The following is a 20924-nucleotide window of genomic DNA, read 5'->3' as shown; positions in this document are numbered from 1 at the left end:
CGGGCGGGCGGGCGAAGTGAAGTCAGGAGTTGGGCGGAGGACCAACAGTCCTCTACACTCCTGTATCGCCCCCCATGAAGACCGCTTCCCTCCTCTGCCTGGCCGCCCTCGGGGTGGCTTCGACGTCCGAAGCCGCCACCCACTTCGAAATCAAGAACCGCCGCATCGAGCCGCGCCAGACGCTGGCGGGCGCGCTGCATGAAGCGGCGCTGCCCGACGCGCAGGTGGAGGCGGTCATCGCCGCGCTGGAGGGCGTGTTCGACTTCCGCAAGTCGCGCGTGGGAGACCAGTTCCGGCTGGTGATGCGCAACGGCGAGCTGGACTTCTTCGACTACCGCCAGAGCACCGTGGACGAGTGGCAGGTGCGCCGCGACGGGGAGAAGTACGTCGGCAGCAAGCGCTCCATCGAGGTGGAGAAGCAGGTGTCGCTGGTGTCGCTGGAGATCACCTCGTCCCTGTACGAGGCGACGCTGGCGGCGGGCGAGGACCCGTCCATCGGCCTGGTGCTGTCGGACGTGTTCGCGTGGGACATCGACTTCTACCGGGACGTGCGCAAGGGCGACAAGGCGAAGGCCCTGGTGGAGAAGTTCGTCTCCAAGGGCCGCGTGCTGCGCTACGGCGAGGTGCTGGCGGCCACGTATGAAGGCGGGCTCGTGGGCAACAAGCGCGTGTTCCGCTACGTGCTGCCCGACGGCGAGGCCAACTTCTTCCAGGAGGACGGCGCCAGCGCGAAGAAGACCTTCCTCAAGAGCCCGCTGAAGTACGCGCACGTCACCAGCAGCTTCGGGTCGCGGTTCCACCCGGTGCTCCAGTACGTGAAGAACCACAACGGCGTGGACTACGGCACGCCCATTGGCACCCCGGTGTGGGCGGTGGCGGACGGCACCGTGGTGTCCGCGGGCAACGCGGGCGCCGCGGGCAACATGGTGCTGCTGCGCCACGCCAACGGCATGGAGACGCAGTACATGCACCTGTCGCGCTTCGGCGACGGCGTGCGCGCCGGTCAGCGCGTGCGGCAGAAGCAGGTGATTGCCTATTCGGGCAACACCGGCCGCTCCACCGGCCCGCACCTGCACTTCGGCCTGAAGCGCAACGGCGCCTACGCCAACCCGCTTACGCAGAAGTTCCCCCGCGCGGATCCGCTGCCCAAGGAGCTGACGGCGGACTTCCTCGCCAAGGCGCACGACATGGCCCAGCAGCTGGATGCCGTGTCCGTGGCGGCCGTCGCGGGCAAGGCGGCCGCGCCGGCCACCGCCACGAAGTAGCGCGCCACCGCGCACGCCTCGCATCCGGGCCCCCTCCCCTTCACGGTGGAGCGGGGCCCTTCGCGTCTCAGGTCCACTCGATGAGGAACTCGGAGTCGCCCAGGGCCCGCTCGGTGCCGCGCACCTGGCCCTCGCGGTGGAGCGCGGTGAGGGCGCCGCCGAGGATGCCCTCGTGGACCTGCACGGGCAGCAGGTCGCCCTTGAAGGCCAGGCGCACGCGCTTGTCGCCCAGGGGCTGGTATTCGCGCTGCCCGTAGCTCACCGCGGTGGCGTACGACGTGGGGGCGTTGCTGTAGAGGCGCTTGGGGTCGCCGCCGCCGGAGGTGAGGCGCAGCAGCGTCTGGCCCACGGTGGAGTCGAAGAAGTGTCCGACAATGGCCTCGCCGCAGCCTCGCAGGGCCGCGTCGCGCGTGCCGAACTCCGGCTGGAGCGCCTCTGACGCGAAGGCCAACAGGCGCAGGAAGTCCACGGCGGGATAGGAGAAGAAGTCCACCGGGCTTCGCTGCATGAGCGGCGCGCGCAGGCGCTCCGCGGTGTCTCGGCCCAGACGCTGGTGCGTCAGCCGCAGCACCGCCGCGAAGCTCAGCCCCCGCACCGTGTCCCCGGGTCGGGTCAGGGCGATGCGTTGGTCCAGATCATCCAGGGGGAACGCCATTCACAGCCGTTGTACTCCACTTCCCAGCAACGCCAGCCCCTCCCACGAGGGCGATGTCCGCGCGCGATCGCCCCTGGGGCCGGGCCGCGTCACGGGGGTCCGCGGGCACCTTCCCTCCCTGGTTGAGGGAGCGGCCAACCCGAGGACAGTGCGTGGGTTTCCCCTGCCCTGGGCTGGCGTGACACGGTACCCTCCCGCCATGTGCGCCCGCGTCAAAGCGCGGGTGTCCGCAGTGCCCACCCTTTCGCGACCCTCGAGACGACCGACTTATGGCTCCTCCCGCCTCCGCGCGCCCCGTTCCGTCCCCGTCCTCCGCTTCGGGCGCGCCCGAAGACAGCGGCCGCACCGGGCTCGACGCGGCCAGCGTCCGTCGCGGCTTCTTCGAACACGTGCGGTATTCGCGCGGCAAGAACCCGGAGACGGCCACGCCGCATGACCGCTTCATGGCGCTGTCCCTGGCGGTGCGCGACCGCCTCACCGACCGCTGGGTGAAGACGGCGCGCACCTACTACGAGCAGGACGTCAAGCGCGCCTACTACCTGTCCGCGGAGTACCTGCTGGGTCGGGCGCTGGGCAACAATCTGCTCAACCTCAACATGTACGACGCCGCGGCGGCCGCCATGCAGGAGGTCGGCGTGGACCTGAGCCAGCTGCTGGAGATGGAGCCGGACGCGGGCCTGGGCAACGGCGGTCTGGGGCGGCTCGCCGCGTGCTTCCTGGACTCGCTGGCGACGCTCGGCTACCCGGGCATGGGCTACGGCATCCGCTATGAGTTCGGCATCTTCTCCCAGGACCTGGTGGAGGGACACCAGGTGGAGCGCGCGGACGAGTGGCTGAAGTTCGGCAACCCGTGGGAGATCGTCCGGCCGGAGAAGGCGGTGCCGGTGCGCTTCTTCGGGCGCGTGGAGCACCACCAGGGCCCGGATGGCCGGCCGGTGGCGCGCTGGGTGGGCGGCAAGACGGTGATTGGCGTGCCGTACGACACGCCCATCGCGGGCTTCGGCAACAACACCGTCAACACGCTGCGGCTGTGGCAGGCGCGCGCGAGCGCGGAGTTCGACCTGCTCCTGTTCAACGCGGGCGACTACGAGCGCTCCGTGGTGGAGAAGAACGACTCGGAGGTCATCTCCAAGGTCCTCTACCCCAACGACGCGTTCCAGGCGGGCAAGGAGCTGCGCCTCAAGCAGCAGTACTTCTTCGTGGCGTGCTCCATCGCGGACATCGTCCGGCGCTACCTGAAGAACCACAATGACTTCCGGGACTTCTCCCGCAAGTGCGCCATCCAGCTCAATGACACGCACCCGGCCATTGGCGTGGCGGAGCTGATGCGCGTGCTGGTGGATGAGAAGCGCCTGCTCTGGGACGAGGCGTGGTCCATCACCCAGGAGACGTTCGGCTACACCAACCACACGCTGCTGGCGGAGGCGATGGAGCGCTGGCCGGTGTCGCTGTTCGAGCGCCTGCTGCCCCGGCACCTGGAGATCATCTTCGAGATCAACCAGCGCTTCATGCGCCAGGTGCAGATCCGCTACCCGTTCGACGTGGAGAAGCAGCAGCGGATGAGCCTGGTGGAGGAGGGCCCGGAGAAGAAGATCCGCATGGCCCACCTGGCCGTGGTGGGCAGCCACAGCATCAACGGCGTGGCCGCGCTGCACACGGACCTGCTGCGCCGGGACGTGCTGCCGGACTTCGCGCAGATGTACCCGGAGCGCTTCAACAACAAGACCAACGGCGTGACGCCCCGCCGCTGGCTGGCCTGGTGCAACCCGCGCCTGTCCAAGCTCATCACCAGCCGCATCGGCGAGGGGTGGACCACGGACCTGGACCAGCTGCTCAAGCTGGAGCCGCACGCGGAGGACGCGGAGTTCCGCAAGGCCTTCCGCGAGGTGAAGCGGGCCAACAAGGAGGAGCTGGCGCAGCACGTGCGGGACTTGCGTTGGGTGCAGCTCAACCCGGACGCCATCTTCGACGTGCAGATCAAGCGCCTGCACGAGTACAAGCGGCAGCTGCTGGACGCCATCCACATCGTGGCGCTGTGGATGAAGGCGCGGCGCGACCCGTCGAGCGTCATCACGCCCCGGGCCTTCCTCTTCGGCGCGAAGGCGGCGCCGGGCTACCACCTGGCGAAGCTGACCATCCGGCTCATCAACGGCATCGCGGAGGTGGTGAACAGCGACGCGGGCGCCACCGGGTTGCAGGTGGTGTTCCTGCCCAACTACCGGGTGAGCCTGGCCGAGCGCATCATCCCCGCGGCGGACGTGTCCGAGCAGATCTCCACGGCGGGCTGGGAGGCCTCCGGCACGGGCAACATGAAGCTGATGCTCAACGGCGCGCTGACGCTGGGCACGCTGGACGGCGCCAACGTGGAGATCCGCGACGCGGTGGGCGACGAGAACTTCTTCCTCTTCGGCCTCACGGCGGACGAGGTCATCGCGCGCAAGAAGGCGGGCTACCGGCCGCGCGACGTGTACGAGGCCAACACGGAGCTGCGCGAGGCGTTGGACCTCATCCGCTCCGGCTTCTTCTCCCCGGAGGACCGCAACCTCTTCCAGCCGCTGGTGGACAGCCTGCTCAACGAGGACCGCTACCTGGTGCTGGCGGACTTCGCGGCGTACGCGGCGAAGCAGGAGGACGTGGCGCGCGCGTACAGGGACGTGGAGTCCTGGACGAAGAAGTGCATCATCAACGTGGCGCGCGCGGGCATCTTCTCCTCGGACCGCACCATCAAGCAGTACGCGGAGGAGATCTGGCACGTGCAGCAGACCCGCGTGGAGTGACGCGGGCCCCGGGCGCGGACGGCCCCGGCATCCTCGCCGGGGCCACCGCGCCGCCGCTCACGCGGCCTTGTTGAGCCAGGCCTCGTACGCACGGAAGTCGTAGTCGCGGCCGAGGAAGTGGTGCACGAGGTGGGCGGCGTCGTCGGAGCCGCCCGGCTCCAGCACCGCGCGGCGGTAGGCCTGCGCGGGCGCGGGGCTGAGCAGGCCCTGCTTCTGGAACACCGTGAAGAGGTCCTTCGCGATGACGAGCGACCACATGTACGTGTAGTAGTTGGACGAGTACCCGTCCAGGTGCCCGAAGGTGAGGTGGAAGTACGTCCCCTCCAGGTATGGGAAGGGGATGTACTGGCCCTGCAGCTCGCGCACGAGGGAGGTGGCGTCCAGGCCCTTGGGGTCGCGCCGGTACAGCTCCAGGCTGAGCGCCGCGTAGAACATCTGCTGGCGCACGAAGAGGCCCTTGCCGAACTCGTCCGCGCGGAGCATGCGCTCCACCCGCTCCGCGGGCAGCGCCTCTCCTGTCTGGTAGTGCTTCGCGAAGGTCTGGAGGCACGTCACGTCGCGGGCCCACTCCTCCAGCATCTGCGACGGGGCCTCCACGAAGTCCCACTCCGTGCGCACACCGGACAGGCCCGCCCAGCGCGTGTGGCCGCCGAAGATGTGGTGCAGCAGGTGGCCGAACTCGTGGAAGAAGGTCACCACGTCGCCGTGCTGCATCAGCGCGGGCTCCGCGCCGGGCTTGGGGAAGTTGCAGATGAGCGCGCCCTCCGGGAGCCGCCGGCCCGCCTTGCCGCTGGTCAGCGTGAACTGGGCCGCGTGCTTGTACTTGTCCGCGCGCGGGTGCATGTCCAGGAAGAAGCGGCCCTTGAGGGTGGCGCCCTCGTAGACGTCATAGGCCTCCACGTCCGGGTGCCACACGGGCACGTCCTTCACCGGGCGGTAGGTGACGCCGAACAGGCGCGCGGTGAGGTCCAGGACGCCCTGCTTCACGCGCGTGTATTCGAAGTAGGGGCGCACCGTCTGCGAGTCGAAGGCGTACTGCTCCGCCTTCACGCGGTCATCCAGGTAGCCGGAGTCCCACGGGTCCACGTTGGCGGCGCCCGGGTCGTCCTTGCGCTTGCGCTCCAGGAGCACGGCGTAGTCGCGCTTCATGCGCGCCTCCGCGGCGTCGGCGATCTTCCGGATGAAGGTGCCCGCGGCGTCCGCGGTGCGCACCATCTTGTCCTCGGTGGCGTAGGCGGCCCAGTGCGGGTAGCCCAGCAGCGTGGCCAGCTCGTGGCGCTTCTGGACCAGCTTCTGGAGCACGTCCACGTTGGCGGGGTAGCCGCGCTGGCGGTTGGCGCGCCAGAGCTCTTCGCGGGCCTTGCCGTCGCGCGCGTAGGTGAGGAAGGGCACCAGGTCCGGGTAGTCGGTGGAGATGCGCACCTGGCCGTCCGGGCCGGGGGCGTGCGCGCGGACATAGTCCTCCGGCAGGCCGTCCAGCGCGACCGGGGGCAGGGCCACCGTGCGGGTGTCCTGGCTGATGTTGCGGCTGAACTCCTGGCCAATGCGGACCAGCTCCTCTTGGAGCGCCTTCACCCGCTCGCGGGTGGCGTCGTCGCGATCCACGCCAGCGCGGCGGAAGTCGCGCAGCACCTTCTCCATCCACTTGCGCGTGGCGGCGTCGGCCTGGGACAGGTCCACGCGCGCCAGGACATCGTAGACGCCCCGGTCCATGCGGATGTCGTTGGCCAGGTTCTCGATGGCCTGCTCGGCCTGCTCCGCGGCCTCGCGCAGGGCAGCCTCCGGGTGCGTGTGGCGCACGACGCTGGCGCGCGCGGCGGCGTCATCCAGCGCCGCGGAGGACTCGTCGAACAGCTCCAGCACGTCCTGGGAGGGCGTGGAGGCGGGCAGCGTCTTCAGGCGCGCGATGCCGTCGCGGGCCTTGGCCAGGGCCTCCTCGCTCGCGCGACGGAACTCCTCCGGCGGGCAGGTGACATGGCGGGCGGCGTCGGGGACCAGGGGCTCGGACACGGGAGGGGCTCCTCTCAAGCCGTGGGTGTCAGGGAAGGTGCCCAAAGCTAATGCGCTCCGTCGGCGCTGGCAGCATCCGTGTGGCGTGGCGTGAGCGGGTGCCGTGCAGTGGACGCCCTCCCCTGCCCCGTCCGTCGGGCGGCGGACGGGCGGTCGGTGCCCCAAAGGCGGAAGGCCGCCCCGGCGTGGGTGCCGGGGGCGGCCTTCCTGGGACTTCAAGGGGGAGACGGAGGCGTCAGTAGAACTCGAGCGGGCTCGTGGAGTTCTGCGGCTGCCGGGCGGCGCGGGTCACGAAGTCCGCGCTGTTGTTGTCCGTGTCGTACCCGTTGCCACGAAGGGCGTCCGCGCCGGCCGTGCCCATGGTGGCGGGAGTGGAGTTGGACACGGCCTTGCGCTCCAGGCTCCCGCCCGACGCCGGATGCGCAGGGGACGCGGTGCCCTCGGGGGCATTCCCGGTGCCGTACCCCAGCCTGTCCACGTCCACGTACGTCCCGCCCACGAGTTGCTGGACGCGGATGTTGCCACCCCCCGTCGTCGAGGCCGACGCATCGAAGGTGTAGCCGACGTCCTTGATGGCCGTGCCGCTGTAGGTCGTCCCGCCCAGGAGGAAGTAGCCATGGGCGCGGATGACCTTCCCGGCGGGAATCGTGACGGGCGCCCCCCAGGTGGCCCCGGTGGCGGACTTGTAGCTCACCTGCCAGTTGGACAGGTCCACGTCCGAGTTCGTCGGGTTGTAGAGCTCGATGAACTCGTCCGTCGAGGAGGCGGTGGTGCCGCCGCTGAACTCGCTGATGACCACGTGGTTCGTCAGCGGCGCCTTGCCCACCGTCACCGAGCCGTAGGTGCCCGCGGGCGGCACCGTCTTGCCATTCTGGTCGCAGTACACCCACGGCTCGCCCGCGTCCGTGAAGCGGTAGCGGAAGCCATAGCTGTACGTGCCGGGCGTGGGGATCTGCAGCGTCGCCTTCACCTCGTCGTTGTTGGAGTTCGCCGGGCTGTAGCTGGAGTTGAAGTCCGCCGCCGTCCACGTCCAGCCCGCCGGGTTGGTGGCGTCCGCGCCGTAGCCCAGCTGCGCCTCGATGCGCGGGAAGAAGTCGTTGCCCTTCGTGTTCCGCGTCGTGACGTCGTAGCTGTAGAACTGGCTGAAGATGTCGTAGCTGTCGGTGGTGACGATGATCGCCGGGTAGGCGCCGTCACCCGACGGGAACGTCTTCGGGTACTGGATGACGCAGGAGTTCAGCGGCTTCTCCACGTTCAGGCCGCAGTCGTCGTTGGGCTTGCCGGGCGTGCCCCGGTCCCCGCCGGGCAGGCTGCCGGTGGAGTCGCACCAGTACCAGGCCCGCGCGCTGCCCGGGGTCCCCACGATGCTGGCCGCGAGGCTCATCGCGCGGCCCGGCGTCTGCGGGAACGCGCTCGTGTAGACGAGGCTGTCCACCGTCGTCGTCCCCTGCTTGAGGGTGATGGAGCCCGTGCTCCCCAGGGAGATGTCGGTGCCCCAAGCGTCGTTCGCCGACACGCCACCGTTCCGGTTGAAGTTCGCGTCCTGCGCGAGCACCGTGCGGCCTCCCGCCGGCACCAGCAGCGCGTGGCCGTGGTTCACCGTGAAGGACGTGGCCGTGCCCGCGCCGTCCACCAGGTTCACCACGAGGCCGTTGGCATCCAGCAGCTTCGTGGTGGTGTTGGTCAGCTCCAGGTACTCCGTCGTCCCCGAGGACGGCGAGTGCATCACCTCCGACAGGACCAGCTCGCCCGCGCCCGGGTGCGGCGCCGTGGCGCACGCGCCCGCGTAGCAGACCGCGTCCGCGCCGGGGCACGGCTGAAGGGTGGTGTTGCCGGGCTCGCAGGTCGGCACGCCCGCCTGCACCACGCAGACCGACGCGTACACCTCCAGCGACGTGCCGTCCTCCGCGCACTGGGACGCGGGCGGCGTGCACACGTAGCCGTCACACGGGTTGGTGGTCGCGCTGCTCGCGGTGGCCAGCGCGCTGGCATTCCCCGCGCCGTCGAACGTCTTCAGCGCGAAGTGGTACGTCACGCCCGCCTGGAGGCCCGTGACGGTGAAGGACTCCGCCGTGCCGGACGCCTGGGGCGCGCCGACGCCCGAGACCCGGGTCGCCGCGTCGAAGTTCGCGCTGGTGATGGCCGCCGTGGAGTAGCGCAGCTCGTAGCTCGCGGCCGTGCCCAGGTCGCCGTCGTCACCCGGGGCCACCCAGTCCAGACGGATGCTGGAGTCGGACACCGCGGTCGCGTGGAAGCCCTGCGCGGCGTTCGGGGGCACGGTGTCGGAGATGCTCAGGTCCCCGGACGTGATGTCCGGCAGGCCCGCCGCCTGGGCATGGAGCTGATAGGTGCCCTCGTCGTTCACCACGGCCCCGGAGAAGGTCGCCACGCCGCTCACGGTGGTGCGGGTGAGCGCGCCCTGCGCGAAGGCGCCCCCCGCGAGCGACAGCGTCACGTCGGCCTGCGCGCCGCTGACGGTGTTGCCATACGCGTCGCGCAGCGCCACCTGGATGTCCGCCAGGGCCTGCCGCACCGAGCCCGTCGTGGGCGCGGAGGCGAACGCCAACCGGGCCGCGGCCGCGGGCACGACGGCATAGGTGTGCGTGCCCTTCAGGGTGGGCGCCGCCACGTCCGCCGCGACGACGTCCTGGTTCCCGGCGGTGCGCAGCTCCACGCTGAAGGAATGCCGGCCCTCATCCACCAGGGTGAAGGTGTAGGCGCCGGGCAGCACCGCCTGCGCGTCCGTGGAGGAGAACGTCACCGTGGAGGCGTAGTCCTTCGCCACGTTGCCGAAGGCGTCCCGCGCCACCAGCTCGAAGCCCGTGGCCACACCCGCGACGAAGGGGCCCGCGCCCGCGACGACCGCGAACGACGTCGCCGCGCTGGAGCGCACCTCCGTGGTCACCGTCGCGGTGAGGGCCGCGTTGACGGTGTCCTTGACGGTGAGGGACTGCGTCCCGGCGGTCTTGAAGACGACGCCGGAGAGGGTCCGCTGGCCCTGGTCCGCCGCGGTGAAGGTCGCGTCCGCGGGCAGCACCGCCTGCGCGTCCGTGGACGAGAAGTGCACCGTGCCGGTGTAGCCCTGGAGCCGGTTGCCGAAGGCATCCGTCACCGCCACGACCACGGAGGACGCGGTGCCCGCGGAGACGGAGGCCGGGAGGTTCGACACGGTGAGCTTCGACGCCGCGCCCGCGCCCACCGTGAAGGACTGGCTCGCCTTGTTCAACGCGCCCGCCGTGGCGGTGAACGTGAACGAGCCCGCCGTGTCCACGCGCAGCCCGCTGAAGGTGGCCACGCCGTTCACCGCCGACACCGTCACCGCCGTGAAGCCCCCCTGCCCGGTCAGCGTCAGCGTGACCGCCGTGGTGGCCGAGGTGACGACGTCGCCGCGCGCATCCTCCAGCGCCACGCGCACGTCCGCGAGCGCCGAGCCCGCGGTGCCGTTCGCCGGCTGCGTCACGAACGCCAGCTGCGTCACCAGCGGGTTGGCCGTGGACACCGCGAGGCTGTCCGAGCGCGCGGAGTTGCCGTGCGCGTCCGTCGCCTTCAGCGCCACGTAGTACGTCTTGCCCGCCGCGAGGCTGGAGATCGTGGCGGCCTGCGCGGTGCCCGGAGGCACGGGAGCGCCGATGCTCACCGGCGTGGCCGCGGTGAACGCCGCGTCCGTCGTGATGGGCGTCACGGAGTAGCGCAGCTCGTGCGACGCGAGCTGTCCCTGGTCGCCGTCATCGCCCACGCCCGTCCACTGCACCGTGAGGCTGGTCTCCGTGGAGCCCGTCTGCGCGAGCACCGGCTTCGCGGGCGCCACGTCGTCCACCACCTGCACGTCCGCGCTGCTCACGTCCGCGAACCCCTGCGCCGAGGCGACGAGGTGCGTGGTGCCATGGCCCGCGATGCTCAACCCCGTGAACGTCGCGGTGCCACCCACCGGCGCCCCCTGCGCCGTGCCCGACAGCACCAGCGCGCCCTGCGGCAGCGACAGCTTCACCGAAGGAGCCGTGACCGGCACCGTGTTGCCGAAGGCGTCCCGCACCTGGACCGCCACGCTCCCCAGTGACGCGCGCGTCGACACGCGGGAGGCGGGCTGCTGCGAGAAGGCCAGGCGAGCGGGAGCCGCCGCCGTCACGTCCACGGCCAGGGTGAACGTCAGGGCGCTGGTCCCGTCGCTGATGCCCAGGAACTGGTGCCCGGCGGTGTGGAAGGTGATGCCCTTGAACGTGAAGACACCCGCGTCCGTCGCGGTGAACAGGTGGGCGGCGGGCAGCGTCGCGGCCCCGTCCGTGGACGTCAGCGTCACCGTGCCCGCGTAGTTCGTCACCGTGTTGAAGTACGCATCCTGCACCGTCACCTGGAGGTCCTGCGTCGCGCCCGCGGCCACCGAGTCCAGCAGCGTGCTCAGCCCCAGGGCCGCCGGAGCCCCCGGCAGGACCTTGAAGAAGCTGCTCGCCGCGGGCTCGAAGCCCGGGGCGTTCGCGATGAAGTGGTAGTTGGCGCCCGCCTGCTTCAGCACCACGTCCGGGAAGGTCGCGACGCCGTTCACCGCGGCCACCTTCAGCAGGCCCTCCGGGAAGACGATGCCACCCGACCCCAGCGACAGCGTCACCTCCGCCGTGCTGTCGGCCACCACCGCGCCGCGTCCATCCCGCACCTCCACCACCAGCCCGCTGAGCGGCACGCCCGCCACGCCGTCCGGCAGCGGCGCGCGGAACACCAGCTTCGTCACGCTGGAGACCGCGGCGAACTCCACCGTGGCGGTGGCGGTGAGCGGCACCTGCTTGCCGTTCTCATCCTTCACCGACGCCTTCACGGTCTTCACGCCCGCCACCGTGGACGCCACGCGCGCCTTCGCCTCGCCGTTGCTGGCCGTCACCTCCGCGGCCTGCACGACGGTGGCGCCCTCCCCCTCCACCGTCACCGTCACGGGGCGCCCGGACAGCCGCGAGCCGTCCGCCTTGCGCAGCGCCGTCACCGTGACGACCGCCGTGTCCTGGCCGTCCGCCAGCACTCCCGTGGCCCGGTCCACCACCACCGTGGAGGCCGCCGCGTCCACCACGCCTTCCACCACCGGCGGAGGCTGAGGGGAGTCCCCGGAGTCACTGCATCCCAGCGATAGACCCAGACACAACACGCTCAAACCCACAGCGCGGGCGAGCATTTCGAAACGTGGGGACATGGATGTCTCCGACCAGCGAGCAGCTCCGCGCGGCAGTGAAGGCCTGCGCGGAGTTGCATCGCTTTCTAGCAGACATCCTCCGGCCTCCGCGAAATGAGACCGGAATTTTGCATTTCAACTGTAACTCACCCCGTCATCGCCTGGAGCAGCGCGGCGCCGCCCAGGAGGGACTGGCCGCCGTCGCAGACCATGATGGCGCCGGTGATGAAGGAGGCCGCGTCAGAGGCGAGGAAGAGGGCCAGCCGGGCGATGTCATCCGGGGTGCCGAAGCGCTGGAGCGGGAGGGCCTTCTCGATGGCCAGGCGCGACGCCTCGCTGGGGGCCAGACGGCTCATACCCTCGGTGCCCTCGATGGGACCCGGGGTGATGGCGTTGACGCGCACGCCCGTCCCACCCCATTCGATGGCGAGCACGCGGGTGAGCATGTCCACGCCGGCCTTGGCGGCGCACACGTGGGCCTGCATGGCCATGGGCAGGTAGGCCTGGGGCGCGGAGATGTTGATGACCGCGGCGCCCGGCTTGCGCAGGTGTTCGAAGGCGGCGCGGGACACGTTGAAGGTGCCCAGCACGTCGATGTCCATCACCGCCTTGAAGCCGTTGGAGGACATGCCCAGCACGGGCGCGGGGAAGTTGCCGGCGGCGCCGCACACCAGCACGTCGATTTCGCCGTACGCGTCCTTCACCTGCTGGAGCGCCTTCTCCACGGACGCGTAGTCGCGCACGTCGGCGGCGACGCCCATGGCGGTGCCGTGGGCCTGGAGGCCCTTCACCGCGCCCTCCAGCTTCTCCACGTTGCGGCCGTTGATGGCCACCTTCGCGCCCGCCTTCACGAGCGCGGTGGCGATCCCCAGGTTGATGCCGCTGCTGCCCCCGGAGATGAACGCCGTCTTGCCCTTGAGCAGCCCGTCCTTGAACACGCTGTCCGCCATGGAATCGCTCCCTTTGGAAATCAGCCGAACTCGACGACCTTCTGCCCGAAGAGCTTGTCCACCGCGAGGAGCAAATCGTCGTTCACCTGCACCTTGAGGGTGGTGCCCGCGATGTGCGCTTCCGCCTCGCCGGGGAAGAGCACGCTCACCGCCACGGGCGTCGCGCCCGCGTACTTCTTCGCCAGCTCGTTGAGCTTCGCCAGCCGCTCCTCGGTGACGACCTCCGCGGGCAGGCGCAGCTCCAGCCGCTTGGTGCGCTTCTCGCGCACGGACTTCAGGCTCTGGATGTCGTCGACGATGAGTTCGGCGGTGGGCGTGTTCTCATCGCGCTGGGAGATCTGCACGGTGCCGGAGACGAGGATGGGGTCATCCGACTTGAGCAGGTGCTCCCAGTGCTCGTATCCCGGCTTGGGGCCCTGCTTGGACCACTTGCCGTCCTTGCCCATCACGTTGCGCGTGCCGTCCTTGCCCGGGAAGCACACCAGCTCCGTGGAGCCGGACAGGTCTTCGATGGTCACCCACGCCATGCGCTTGCCCGTCTTGGTGGGGCGCTCGCGCAGCACGGTGATGATGCCGGCCACGGTGAGCTTCTCGTCGCGGCGCGCGCGCTGCACGGCGGTGATGGGCCGCGCGTAGCGCTTCAGCTCCTTCTCGTACTGGTACAGCGGGTGGCCGGACACGTAGAAGCCGATGGCCTCCTTCTCGAAGGCCAGGCGCTCCTTCTCCGGCCACTCCTCCACCGCGGCGTAGTCGTCCTTGAGGCCGGTGCCGGAGGTGGCGGGGCCCGCGAGCATGCCGAACAGCGAGCTCTGGCCCGCGGCGCGGTCCTTCTGGCTGGAGGAGCCGCGGTTCATCGCGCGCTCGATGGTCTCGAAGAGCTGCGCGCGCGGGCGCTTCTCGAAGTCGAAGGCGCCCGCCTTCACCAGGGCCTCCAGCACCTTGCGGTTGACGCGCCGGCCGTCCACGCGCTCGCAGAAGTCGAAGAGGCTCTTGAAGGGGCCCTCCTTGCGCGCCTCCAGGATGGACTCGATGGCGCCCTCGCCCACGCCCTTGATGGCGCCCAGCCCGAAGCGGATCTTCCCCTCCACCGCGCCGAAGGCCAGGTCGGACTGGTTCACGTCCGGCGGCAGCACCTGCGTGCCCGACTCGCGGGCCTCGCCGATGTGCTTCACCACCTTGTCGGTGTTGTCCTTCTCGCTGGTGAGAAGGGCGGCCATGAATTCGCACGGGTAGTGGGCCTTGAGCCACGCCGTGTGGATGGTGACCAGGCCGTACGCCGCGGAGTGGCTCTTGTTGAAGCCGTACTCGGCGAACTTCTCCATCAGGTCGAAGATTTCGCCCGCGACCTTCAGGTCCACGTTGTTGGTCTTGCAGCCCTCCAGGAAGCCGGCGCGCTCGGCCTGCATGACCTCCGCCTTCTTCTTGCCCATCGCGCGGCGAAGAAGGTCGGCGCGGCCCAGGGTGTAGCCTCCCAGCACCTGGGAGATCTGCATCACCTGTTCCTGGTAGACGATGACGCCGTAGGTGTCCTTGAGCACCGGCTCCAGGTTGGGGTGCGGATAGGCCACCTTCTCCCGGCCGTGCTTGCGGTTGATGAAGACGTCCACCATGCCGGAGTCCAGCGGACCGGGGCGGTAGAGCGCGCCGGCGGCGATGACGTCTTCGAAGCAGGTGGGCTTGAGCTTCATCACCATTTCGGTGAAGCCGCTGGACTCCATCTGGAAGACGCCGGCGGTGTCTCCGTCCGCCATCAGCTGCCACATCTTCTCGTCGTGCAGCGGGATTTCGTGCCGCTTGATGTCCTTGCCGTGGTTGCGGTTCACCAGGTCCAGCGCGTGCTGGATGACCGTGAGCGTCTTCAGGCCCAGGAAGTCGAACTTCACGAGGCCCGCGGCCTCCACCTCGTCCTTGGCGAACTGGGTGATGAGGATCTTCTCGCCCGGCGGCTGATAGACGGGCACGAACTCCCAGAGCGGCTTGTCCGCGATGACCACGCCCGCGGCGTGCATGCCGGGCTGGCGGTGCAGGCCCTCCAGCGCGAGCGCGATCTCGAGCACGTCCTTGGTGGTGACGGGGTTGCCCTCCACCTCACCGATGTTCTGGGGCTTCTCGATCATCTCCTTGAGGCGAGGCTCCATCTCGATGGCCTCCTTCAAGGTGATGTTGAGGACCTCCGGCACCAGCTTGGCGATGCGGTCGCCTTCGCTGAAGGGCAGGCCGAAGACGCGGCACACGTCGCGCAGCACGCTCTTGGCCTTGAGCGAGCCGAACGTGATGATCTGCCCCACGTTCATCTCGCCGTACTTGCGGCCCACGTACTTGATGACCTCGTCGCGCCGGTCCTGGCAGAAGTCGATATCGAAGTCCGGCATCGACACGCGCTCCGGGTTGAGGAAGCGCTCGAAGAGGAGGTTGTACGGGATGGGGTCCAGGTCGGTGATGCGCAGCGCGTAGGCGACGAGCGACCCCGCGCCGGAGCCACGGCCCGGGCCCACCGGGATGTTGTGGTCCTTGGCCCAGTTGATGAAGTCCTGGACGATGAGGAAGTAGCCGCTGAAGCCCATGCGCTGGATGACGCCCAGCTCCAGCGTGAGGCGCGCCTGGTACTGCTCGCGGTCGATGGGGTACTGGCCCTCCAGTTCCTTGAAGCGCTGGCGCAGGCCTTCGTACGCCAGCTCCGACATGAAGGTGTCCGGGGTGTGGCCGTCCGGGACCTTGAACGTGGGGAGCATGGGCTTGCCCAGCTTCAGCTCCACGTTGCACATCTCCGCGATGCGCATGGAGTTGTGCACGGCCTCCGGCGAGTCCGCGAAGAAGCCGAGCATCTCCTCCGGGCTCGTGACGTAGAGCTTGTCGGTGGAGTGGCGCAGGCGCTTGTTGTCCGCCAGCGTCTTGCCGCTGGCGATGCACATGAGCAGCTCGTGCGCCTTGGCGTCCTCGCGCTTGATGTAGTGCGCGTCCGCGGTGGCGACCAGCGGGATGTCCAGGTCGCGCGACAGCTGCTTCAGGTTCTCGTTGGCCTTGTCCTGTTCGGCCATGCCATTGGACTGGACCTCCAGGTAGAAGCTGTCGGGCTCGAAGATGCCCTTGTACTCAGCGGCGACGCGGCGGGCGTGGTCCATGTCGCCGCGGAAGCACGCGCTGGTGACCTCGCCGCCCAGGCACGCGGTGAGGCCGACGAGCCCCTTGCTGTGCTCCGCGAGCACCTGCTTGTCGATGCGCGGGTGGTAGTAGAACCCGTTCATGTACGCGGTGGAGGACAGGTAGCGCAGGTTCGCGTAGCCCTCCGCGTTCTTGGCCAGGAGGATGAGGTGGTGGGCCACCTTCTCCGAACGGTCCTCGCGCCCCTTGGGGCCCGCGACGTACGCCTCCAGCCCCAGGATGGGCTTGATGCCCGCGTCCTTCGCCTTCTTGTAGAAGTCGATGGTGCCGAACATGTTGCCGTGGTCCGTCACGGCCACGCTCGACATGCCCTTCTCCTTCACCGTCTTGATGAGGTCCTTCATCCGGATGGCCCCATCCAGCAGCGAATAGAGGGTGTGGAGGTGAAGGTGGGTGAAGGACATGGGCGTTCCGGCTCCCGGGTGGAGAAAGAGGCGCCTGAACACTAGAGCCCGCAACCCCTGCTCGCCAGTCCAGTGACAGGCCTGGGGGAAAGAAGCGTTCGCCCTCGCGCGCGGGGCCCTGGAATCCGGCCCGGGAGACACCCGGAGCGGAATCACCGCCCCCCGTCCGTCCGGGCGTGGGCACGCTCCTGGGGTCACCGAGGCCATGGCGGGGTTTTCGGGGAGCGCCTCGCTCCCCTAGAAGCAGCCCCCATGAGCCCCATCCTGGTGATCCTGTGCGTCGTGGCGCCCCTGGTCCTGACGCCGCTGCTGATCTTCGCCCTGTTCGCCAGCGAGAAGAAGAGCTACGAGCGCGTCCGCCGCGAGGGGAGGCGCTATCTCGCCATCATCAAGGAGGTTCACACGATGAGGGGCGACCGCGGCAGGGTGGGGCTCCTGCTGAAGCTCGAGGCACCTTCGGGCCCCGTGGCGAAGCGGCTGATCGTGCCCATCGAGGGGGCGATCACCTGGGACTTCCTCTCCACGGCGCGCGTGAACGACCGGCCGGTGTACGCCCACTGCATCCTGGACCCAAGCGTCGAGGAGGCTGTTCGCCAGTACGGCTTCATCCTCGAGGAGGCCCCCATGATGGACGGCGCTGTCCGCGGTCCGTGACCCGCGCCTTCACACTTCTTCACCCCTGGCTCAAACCCACGCAACCGCCAGCGTCCATCTTGGCTCCAGTCAAGAAGCGGGAACGAACCCCACGCCTGGAGACACACGCCATGAAGAAGACGCTCATCATCGCTGGTACCGCCATCGCCGCCGTCACGCTGCTCACCGGCTTCGGCTTCGGCCGCCATCACCGTGGCACGCCGGATCCGGAGCGCATCCGCCAGATGGTGACGTGGAAGCTGGACGACAAGCTGGATGACCTGGACGCCACCGAGGCCCAGCGCACGTCCATCCACGCCGTGAAGGACCGCCTGCTCAACGACGGCCAGGCGCTCATGGAGGAGCAGAAGGCCGCGCGCACCGAGGCCCTGACCCAGCTCGAGTCCGCCACGCCCGACGCCGCGAAGCTCCACGCCCTGGTGGACGCGCGCATCGACGCCTTCCGCGCCTTCGCCCACAAGGCCACGGACGCCGTGCTGGAGATCCACCGCACCCTCACGCCGGCCCAGCGTCAGACGCTGGCCAGCGACATCCGCGAGCGCACCGGTCAGCAGTAGCCCTGCCCTGGCGGCCCGGGTCTTCGCTGGCCGGGCCGCCGGTGTTGCGCGCGACATGACACATGGCGTGTGACACCGCGCACGAGCGTGGGCAGGCCGTGTCGCCACGGTTATTGTCGGTGGGTGGATTACACCGACTACGCACGACGCATCCGCGCCCACGCTTCCCTGGGCGAACTCTCCGAATACGGCCAGGTGAACGAAGGAGGGCGCGACTATCCCCTCTTCCGCCTCATCGTCCCGGGCGACCGTTGGCTCGTCATCACCTCCGGCTTCCACGGCGAGGAACCCGCGGGCCCGCTGACGCTCGTCCAGCACCTGCCAGACATCGTCGCCTACGCGAAGTCGAAGGGCGTGGGCCTGCGCGTCTACCCGTGTATCAACCCCTCCGGCTTCGAGGACGGCACGCGCTACAACCGCAGCGGCGAGAAACCCAACAACGACTTCATGCGCTATGAGATCGCCCCCGGCGAGTGGCGCGGAGAGCTGATGGGCGACCCACCCATCCTTCGCTGGGCCCTCTACGACGGCGGCCCCAAGGAGACGCGCGCCGTGCGAAGCGACCTGGCCCGCTTCCCGCCTCCGGACGCCGCGCTCGACATCCACCAGGACAACTACCTGGGCGGCGTCGCCACGTACGCGTACACCTTCGGGGACAAGGCCGCCTACCGCCCGTTGATGGACGCCAGCGCCGCGCACGCCACCGTCGTGCGCAGCCGCAAGGTGGATGACAACAGCTTCGCCGACGAGAGCGGCTTCGTCGTCTTCCACGATGGCAGCGTCACCGACTGGTACATGCGCCAGGGCGTGCCGTACACCGCCGCGCTGGAGACCACCACGCCCACGCCCCTGGCGACGTGCGACGCCGTGAACCTGGTGTGGATCCGCGGCTTCATCGACCTGGCGGCGCGTGGCGAGGGCCCCACCCGATGATCCAGCGCCCTCTGGGAGACAGCGGCCTCAGCGTGTCCGCGCTCGGCTTCGGCGCGGGGCCCGTGGGCAGTGAGGCCCTCAGTGACGCCGACGCGGAGGCGCTGCTGCACGGCGTGCTGGACGCGGGCATCACCCTCATCGACACCGCCCCCAGCTACGGCGTGTCCGAGCAGCGCATCGGACGGTTCCTGGGCTCGCGCCGCCGCGAGTTCGTGTTGTCCACCAAGTGCGGCTACGGCGTGCCCGGCGTGGAGGACTGGACGCCCGAGTGCATCACGCGCGGCGTGGACCTGGCCCTCCAGCGGCTGCGCACCGACGTGCTGGACGTGCTGCACTTCCACTCGTGTCCGCCGGACGTGCTGCACCGGCCCGGGTTGGTGGAGGCGCTCACCCGCGCGGTGGAGGCGGGCAAGGTGCGCGCCGCCGCGTATTCGGGCGACAACGCCGGGCTGGACGCCGCGCTGGAGACAGGCGCGTTCTCCGTCGTGCAGACGTCCGTGAACCTCTTCGATCAGCGCTCGCTCGACCACGGCGTGGCGAAGGCCCGGGCGCGCGGCGTGGGCGTCATCGCCAAGCGGCCCCTGGCCAACGCGCCGTGGCGCTTTCCGGGACGTCCGCTCGCGCACGACGTCGGCGAGTACTGGGACCGGATGCAGCGCATGGGCCTCCAGACGGACGGCCTGGACTGGCCGGAGCTCGCGCTGCGGTTCACCGCGTTCGCGCCGGGTGTCGCCACGTGCATCGTGGGCACCACGCGGCTGGACAACCTGCGCGCCAACGCGCGGGCCTTGGAACAGGGCGCCCTGCCGGAGCCTGTCGTCCAGGCCATCCGGGACGCGTTCCATCGCCAGGACTCCGGCTGGGACGGCGTCATCTGACGCAGCCCGCCAGTCTTGGGTTCCGTCCGACAGCGAAGATTTCAGCACGGGCAACTGCTCACCATCGACGTTTGTCTCGTCCAACCGGGCCGGGTGCTAGCGCCTGGGTCCGTGGCGAACATCCGGTGCATGAACGTGATGCCAGAGTTTGAGAAGGATGGAGAGTCGGTGGAGATCCACCCCACGGCGCTCGACCTGGATCAGGTCGAGCACACGCCGCAGGTGGCGAAGTGGTTGCGCATGCGCGCGGGCCTCTGGCTCACCACCGCGCAGAAGGAGTTCAACGACGCGCTCTTCGGTCGGGACGACTCCGATGAGTCGCTGTACCGCTACGCGAGCGCCCGCGCCGAGCTGGACTCCGCGGAGGCCTGGGCCCTGCGCGTCGCCCAGTTCCTGGCGCAGGCGCCCCGGTAGGCGCGGTCCTCCCGTTGAGGAGAACCCGCGGATCAAGACCGTCTGGATGGACGTGCTCGCCGAGGCACCGCTAGCGTTGCCTCCTCATGCGCGCCTTCGTTCTGAACCGATATGGCGGCCCAGGGGCCGCCGAGCTTCGCGACGTGGCTCCTCCCGAACCCGGACCCGGTGAGGTCCGGATCGACGTGAAGGCAGCGGGCCTGAACCCCGTCGACTTCAAGACGCGCGAAGGCATGCTGCGTGTCATCCATCCGTACGTACTCCCCATCGTCCTCGGCTGCGAACTCTCGGGAGTGGTCGCATCCGTCGGGGAGGGGGTGACGCGGTTTCGCCCCGGGGACGCGGTCTTCACCCGCGTGTCGAAGGAGCGCCTCGGTGCCTTCGCCGAGACAGCGTGCGTGCATCAGGATCTCGTCGCGCGGAAGCCGGCGTCGCTCGACTTCGTTCACGCCGCGGCGATACCGCTGGCGGCGCTCACCGCGCTTCAAGCACTTCGCGACGAGCTGGCGATCAAGCCAGGGATGCGCGTCTTCATTCCGGGCGGCGCGGGCGGCGTCGGGACCTTCGCGCTCCAGATCGCGAAGCACCTCGGAGCGACGGTCGCGACGACGGCATCGCCCCGTGGCCGAGCGCTCGTCGAGCACCTCGGCGCGGATGTCATCGTCGACTACACGACCCAGGCGTTCACGAGCGTGCTGCGCGACTACGACGCGGCCTTCGACCTCATCGGGGGTGACACACTCACGGGCGCGTTGTCCGTCGTTCGCCGCGGCGGCAAGGTCGTCAGCATCGCCGGTCTCCCCGAGCCCAAGACCGCGACCCAGGATCTGGGCCGCGGCGCGGGCCTCGCGACGCTCTTCTGGTTCGCGAGCGCGGGGATTCGCTTCCGTGCCTGGCGCGCGGGCGTCAACTACCGCTACCTGTTCATGCGGCCTGATGGGAAGCAGCTCGAAGAGCTCGCCGCCCTCGTCGACGCGAAGAAGCTCGAGGTCGTCGTCGACCGGGTCTTTGCCTTCGACCAGATCGCCGACGCGTTCGCCTACCTCGAGGGAGGCCGCGCCAAGGGCAAGGTCGTGGTCACGCTCGGGTGACCGCGCGAAGGGCAGCGCGCGA

Annotated in this window: 13 protein-coding genes; 8 read left to right on the top strand and 5 right to left on the bottom strand. The window is 69.6% G+C overall.

The window, feature by feature from the left end; translation table 11 throughout:
• The first annotated feature begins 74 nt into the window (after positions 1-74).
• On the top strand, positions 75-1265 hold the full coding sequence (locus GTY96_RS21195; RefSeq protein WP_143900221.1) for a peptidoglycan DD-metalloendopeptidase family protein: 1191 nt from the start codon (positions 75-77) through the stop codon (positions 1263-1265).
• A 67-nt stretch (positions 1266-1332) separates the two neighbouring features.
• Here the strand turns inward: GTY96_RS21195 and GTY96_RS21190 are convergent, their stop codons facing one another.
• Positions 1333-1920 (bottom strand): DUF2378 family protein, encoded by a 588-nt coding sequence (locus GTY96_RS21190; RefSeq protein ID WP_161665618.1) that lies wholly within the window; start codon positions 1918-1920, stop codon positions 1333-1335.
• A gap of 269 nt (positions 1921-2189) precedes the next feature.
• Between GTY96_RS21190 and GTY96_RS21185 the strand changes: the two genes are divergently transcribed.
• Positions 2190-4697 (top strand): glycogen/starch/alpha-glucan phosphorylase, encoded by a 2508-nt coding sequence (locus GTY96_RS21185; protein WP_143900225.1) that lies wholly within the window; start codon positions 2190-2192, stop codon positions 4695-4697.
• A 57-nt stretch (positions 4698-4754) separates the two neighbouring features.
• Here the strand turns inward: GTY96_RS21185 and GTY96_RS21180 are convergent, their stop codons facing one another.
• The 4 genes from GTY96_RS21180 to dnaE form a co-directional block, all read right to left on the bottom strand.
• Positions 4755-6707 (bottom strand): M3 family metallopeptidase, encoded by a 1953-nt coding sequence (locus GTY96_RS21180; protein ID WP_161665617.1) that lies wholly within the window; start codon positions 6705-6707, stop codon positions 4755-4757.
• Positions 6708-6942: 235 nt separating this feature from the next.
• Positions 6943-11880 (bottom strand): lamin tail domain-containing protein, encoded by a 4938-nt coding sequence (locus tag GTY96_RS21175; RefSeq protein WP_161665616.1) that lies wholly within the window; start codon positions 11878-11880, stop codon positions 6943-6945.
• A gap of 125 nt (positions 11881-12005) precedes the next feature.
• Positions 12006-12809, bottom strand: a complete 804-nt coding sequence (locus GTY96_RS21170) for an SDR family oxidoreductase (protein WP_161665615.1) — start codon at positions 12807-12809, stop codon at positions 12006-12008.
• Positions 12810-12829: 20 nt separating this feature from the next.
• Positions 12830-16375, bottom strand: a complete 3546-nt coding sequence (dnaE, locus tag GTY96_RS21165) for a DNA polymerase III subunit alpha (protein WP_143900234.1) — start codon at positions 16373-16375, stop codon at positions 12830-12832.
• A gap of 252 nt (positions 16376-16627) precedes the next feature.
• On the opposite strand from dnaE, the gene GTY96_RS21160 reads away from it, so the two are divergent.
• The 6 genes from GTY96_RS21160 to GTY96_RS21135 all read left to right on the top strand — a co-directional run bounded on the left by GTY96_RS21160 (position 16628) and on the right by GTY96_RS21135 (position 20902).
• Entirely contained in the window at positions 16628-17029 is a 402-nt protein-coding gene (locus tag GTY96_RS21160) for a hypothetical protein (RefSeq protein WP_143900236.1), read from the top strand.
• 110 nt (positions 17030-17139) lie between these two features.
• Positions 17140-17586, top strand: coding sequence for a Spy/CpxP family protein refolding chaperone (locus GTY96_RS21155; RefSeq protein WP_143900238.1), 447 nt, complete (start codon positions 17140-17142; stop codon positions 17584-17586).
• Positions 17587-17709: 123 nt separating this feature from the next.
• Positions 17710-18519, top strand: a complete 810-nt coding sequence (locus tag GTY96_RS21150) for a M14 family metallopeptidase (protein ID WP_161665614.1) — start codon at positions 17710-17712, stop codon at positions 18517-18519.
• Entirely contained in the window at positions 18516-19397 is an 882-nt protein-coding gene (locus tag GTY96_RS21145; protein ID WP_143900242.1) for an aldo/keto reductase, read from the top strand. Before GTY96_RS21150 ends, GTY96_RS21145 begins: the two co-directional genes overlap by 4 nt.
• 138 nt (positions 19398-19535) lie before the next feature.
• Positions 19536-19811, top strand: coding sequence for a hypothetical protein (locus GTY96_RS21140; protein ID WP_143900244.1), 276 nt, complete (start codon positions 19536-19538; stop codon positions 19809-19811).
• A gap of 86 nt (positions 19812-19897) precedes the next feature.
• Positions 19898-20902 (top strand): NADP-dependent oxidoreductase, encoded by a 1005-nt coding sequence (locus tag GTY96_RS21135; protein WP_161665613.1) that lies wholly within the window; start codon positions 19898-19900, stop codon positions 20900-20902.
• The last annotated feature ends 22 nt before the right edge of the window (positions 20903-20924 follow it).

The organism is Corallococcus silvisoli, from assembly GCF_009909145.1.
Classification (GTDB): Bacteria; Myxococcota; Myxococcia; order Myxococcales; family Myxococcaceae; genus Corallococcus; species Corallococcus silvisoli.
This window is presented reverse-complemented; position numbering and strand designations above follow the sequence as displayed.

What these genes read in the sequence shown, in the direction of transcription:
- GTY96_RS21155 (WP_143900238.1), top strand. Translation starts at nt 17,140, where the DNA reads ATGAAGAAGACGCTCATCATCGCTGGTACCGCCATCGCCGCCGTCACG.
- GTY96_RS21170 (WP_161665615.1), bottom strand. Translation starts at nt 12,809, where the DNA reads ATGGCGGACAGCGTGTTCAAGGACGGGCTGCTCAAGGGCAAGACGGCG.
- GTY96_RS21160 (WP_143900236.1), top strand. Translation starts at nt 16,628, where the DNA reads ATGAGCCCCATCCTGGTGATCCTGTGCGTCGTGGCGCCCCTGGTCCTG.
- GTY96_RS21195 (WP_143900221.1), top strand. Translation starts at nt 75, where the DNA reads ATGAAGACCGCTTCCCTCCTCTGCCTGGCCGCCCTCGGGGTGGCTTCG.
- GTY96_RS21175 (WP_161665616.1), bottom strand. Translation starts at nt 11,880, where the DNA reads ATGTCCCCACGTTTCGAAATGCTCGCCCGCGCTGTGGGTTTGAGCGTG.
- dnaE (WP_143900234.1), bottom strand. Translation starts at nt 16,375, where the DNA reads ATGTCCTTCACCCACCTTCACCTCCACACCCTCTATTCGCTGCTGGAT.
- GTY96_RS21190 (WP_161665618.1), bottom strand. Translation starts at nt 1,920, where the DNA reads ATGGCGTTCCCCCTGGATGATCTGGACCAACGCATCGCCCTGACCCGA.
- GTY96_RS21140 (WP_143900244.1), top strand. Translation starts at nt 19,536, where the DNA reads ATGCCAGAGTTTGAGAAGGATGGAGAGTCGGTGGAGATCCACCCCACG.
- GTY96_RS21135 (WP_161665613.1), top strand. Translation starts at nt 19,898, where the DNA reads ATGCGCGCCTTCGTTCTGAACCGATATGGCGGCCCAGGGGCCGCCGAG.
- GTY96_RS21185 (WP_143900225.1), top strand. Translation starts at nt 2,190, where the DNA reads ATGGCTCCTCCCGCCTCCGCGCGCCCCGTTCCGTCCCCGTCCTCCGCT.
- GTY96_RS21145 (WP_143900242.1), top strand. Translation starts at nt 18,516, where the DNA reads ATGATCCAGCGCCCTCTGGGAGACAGCGGCCTCAGCGTGTCCGCGCTC.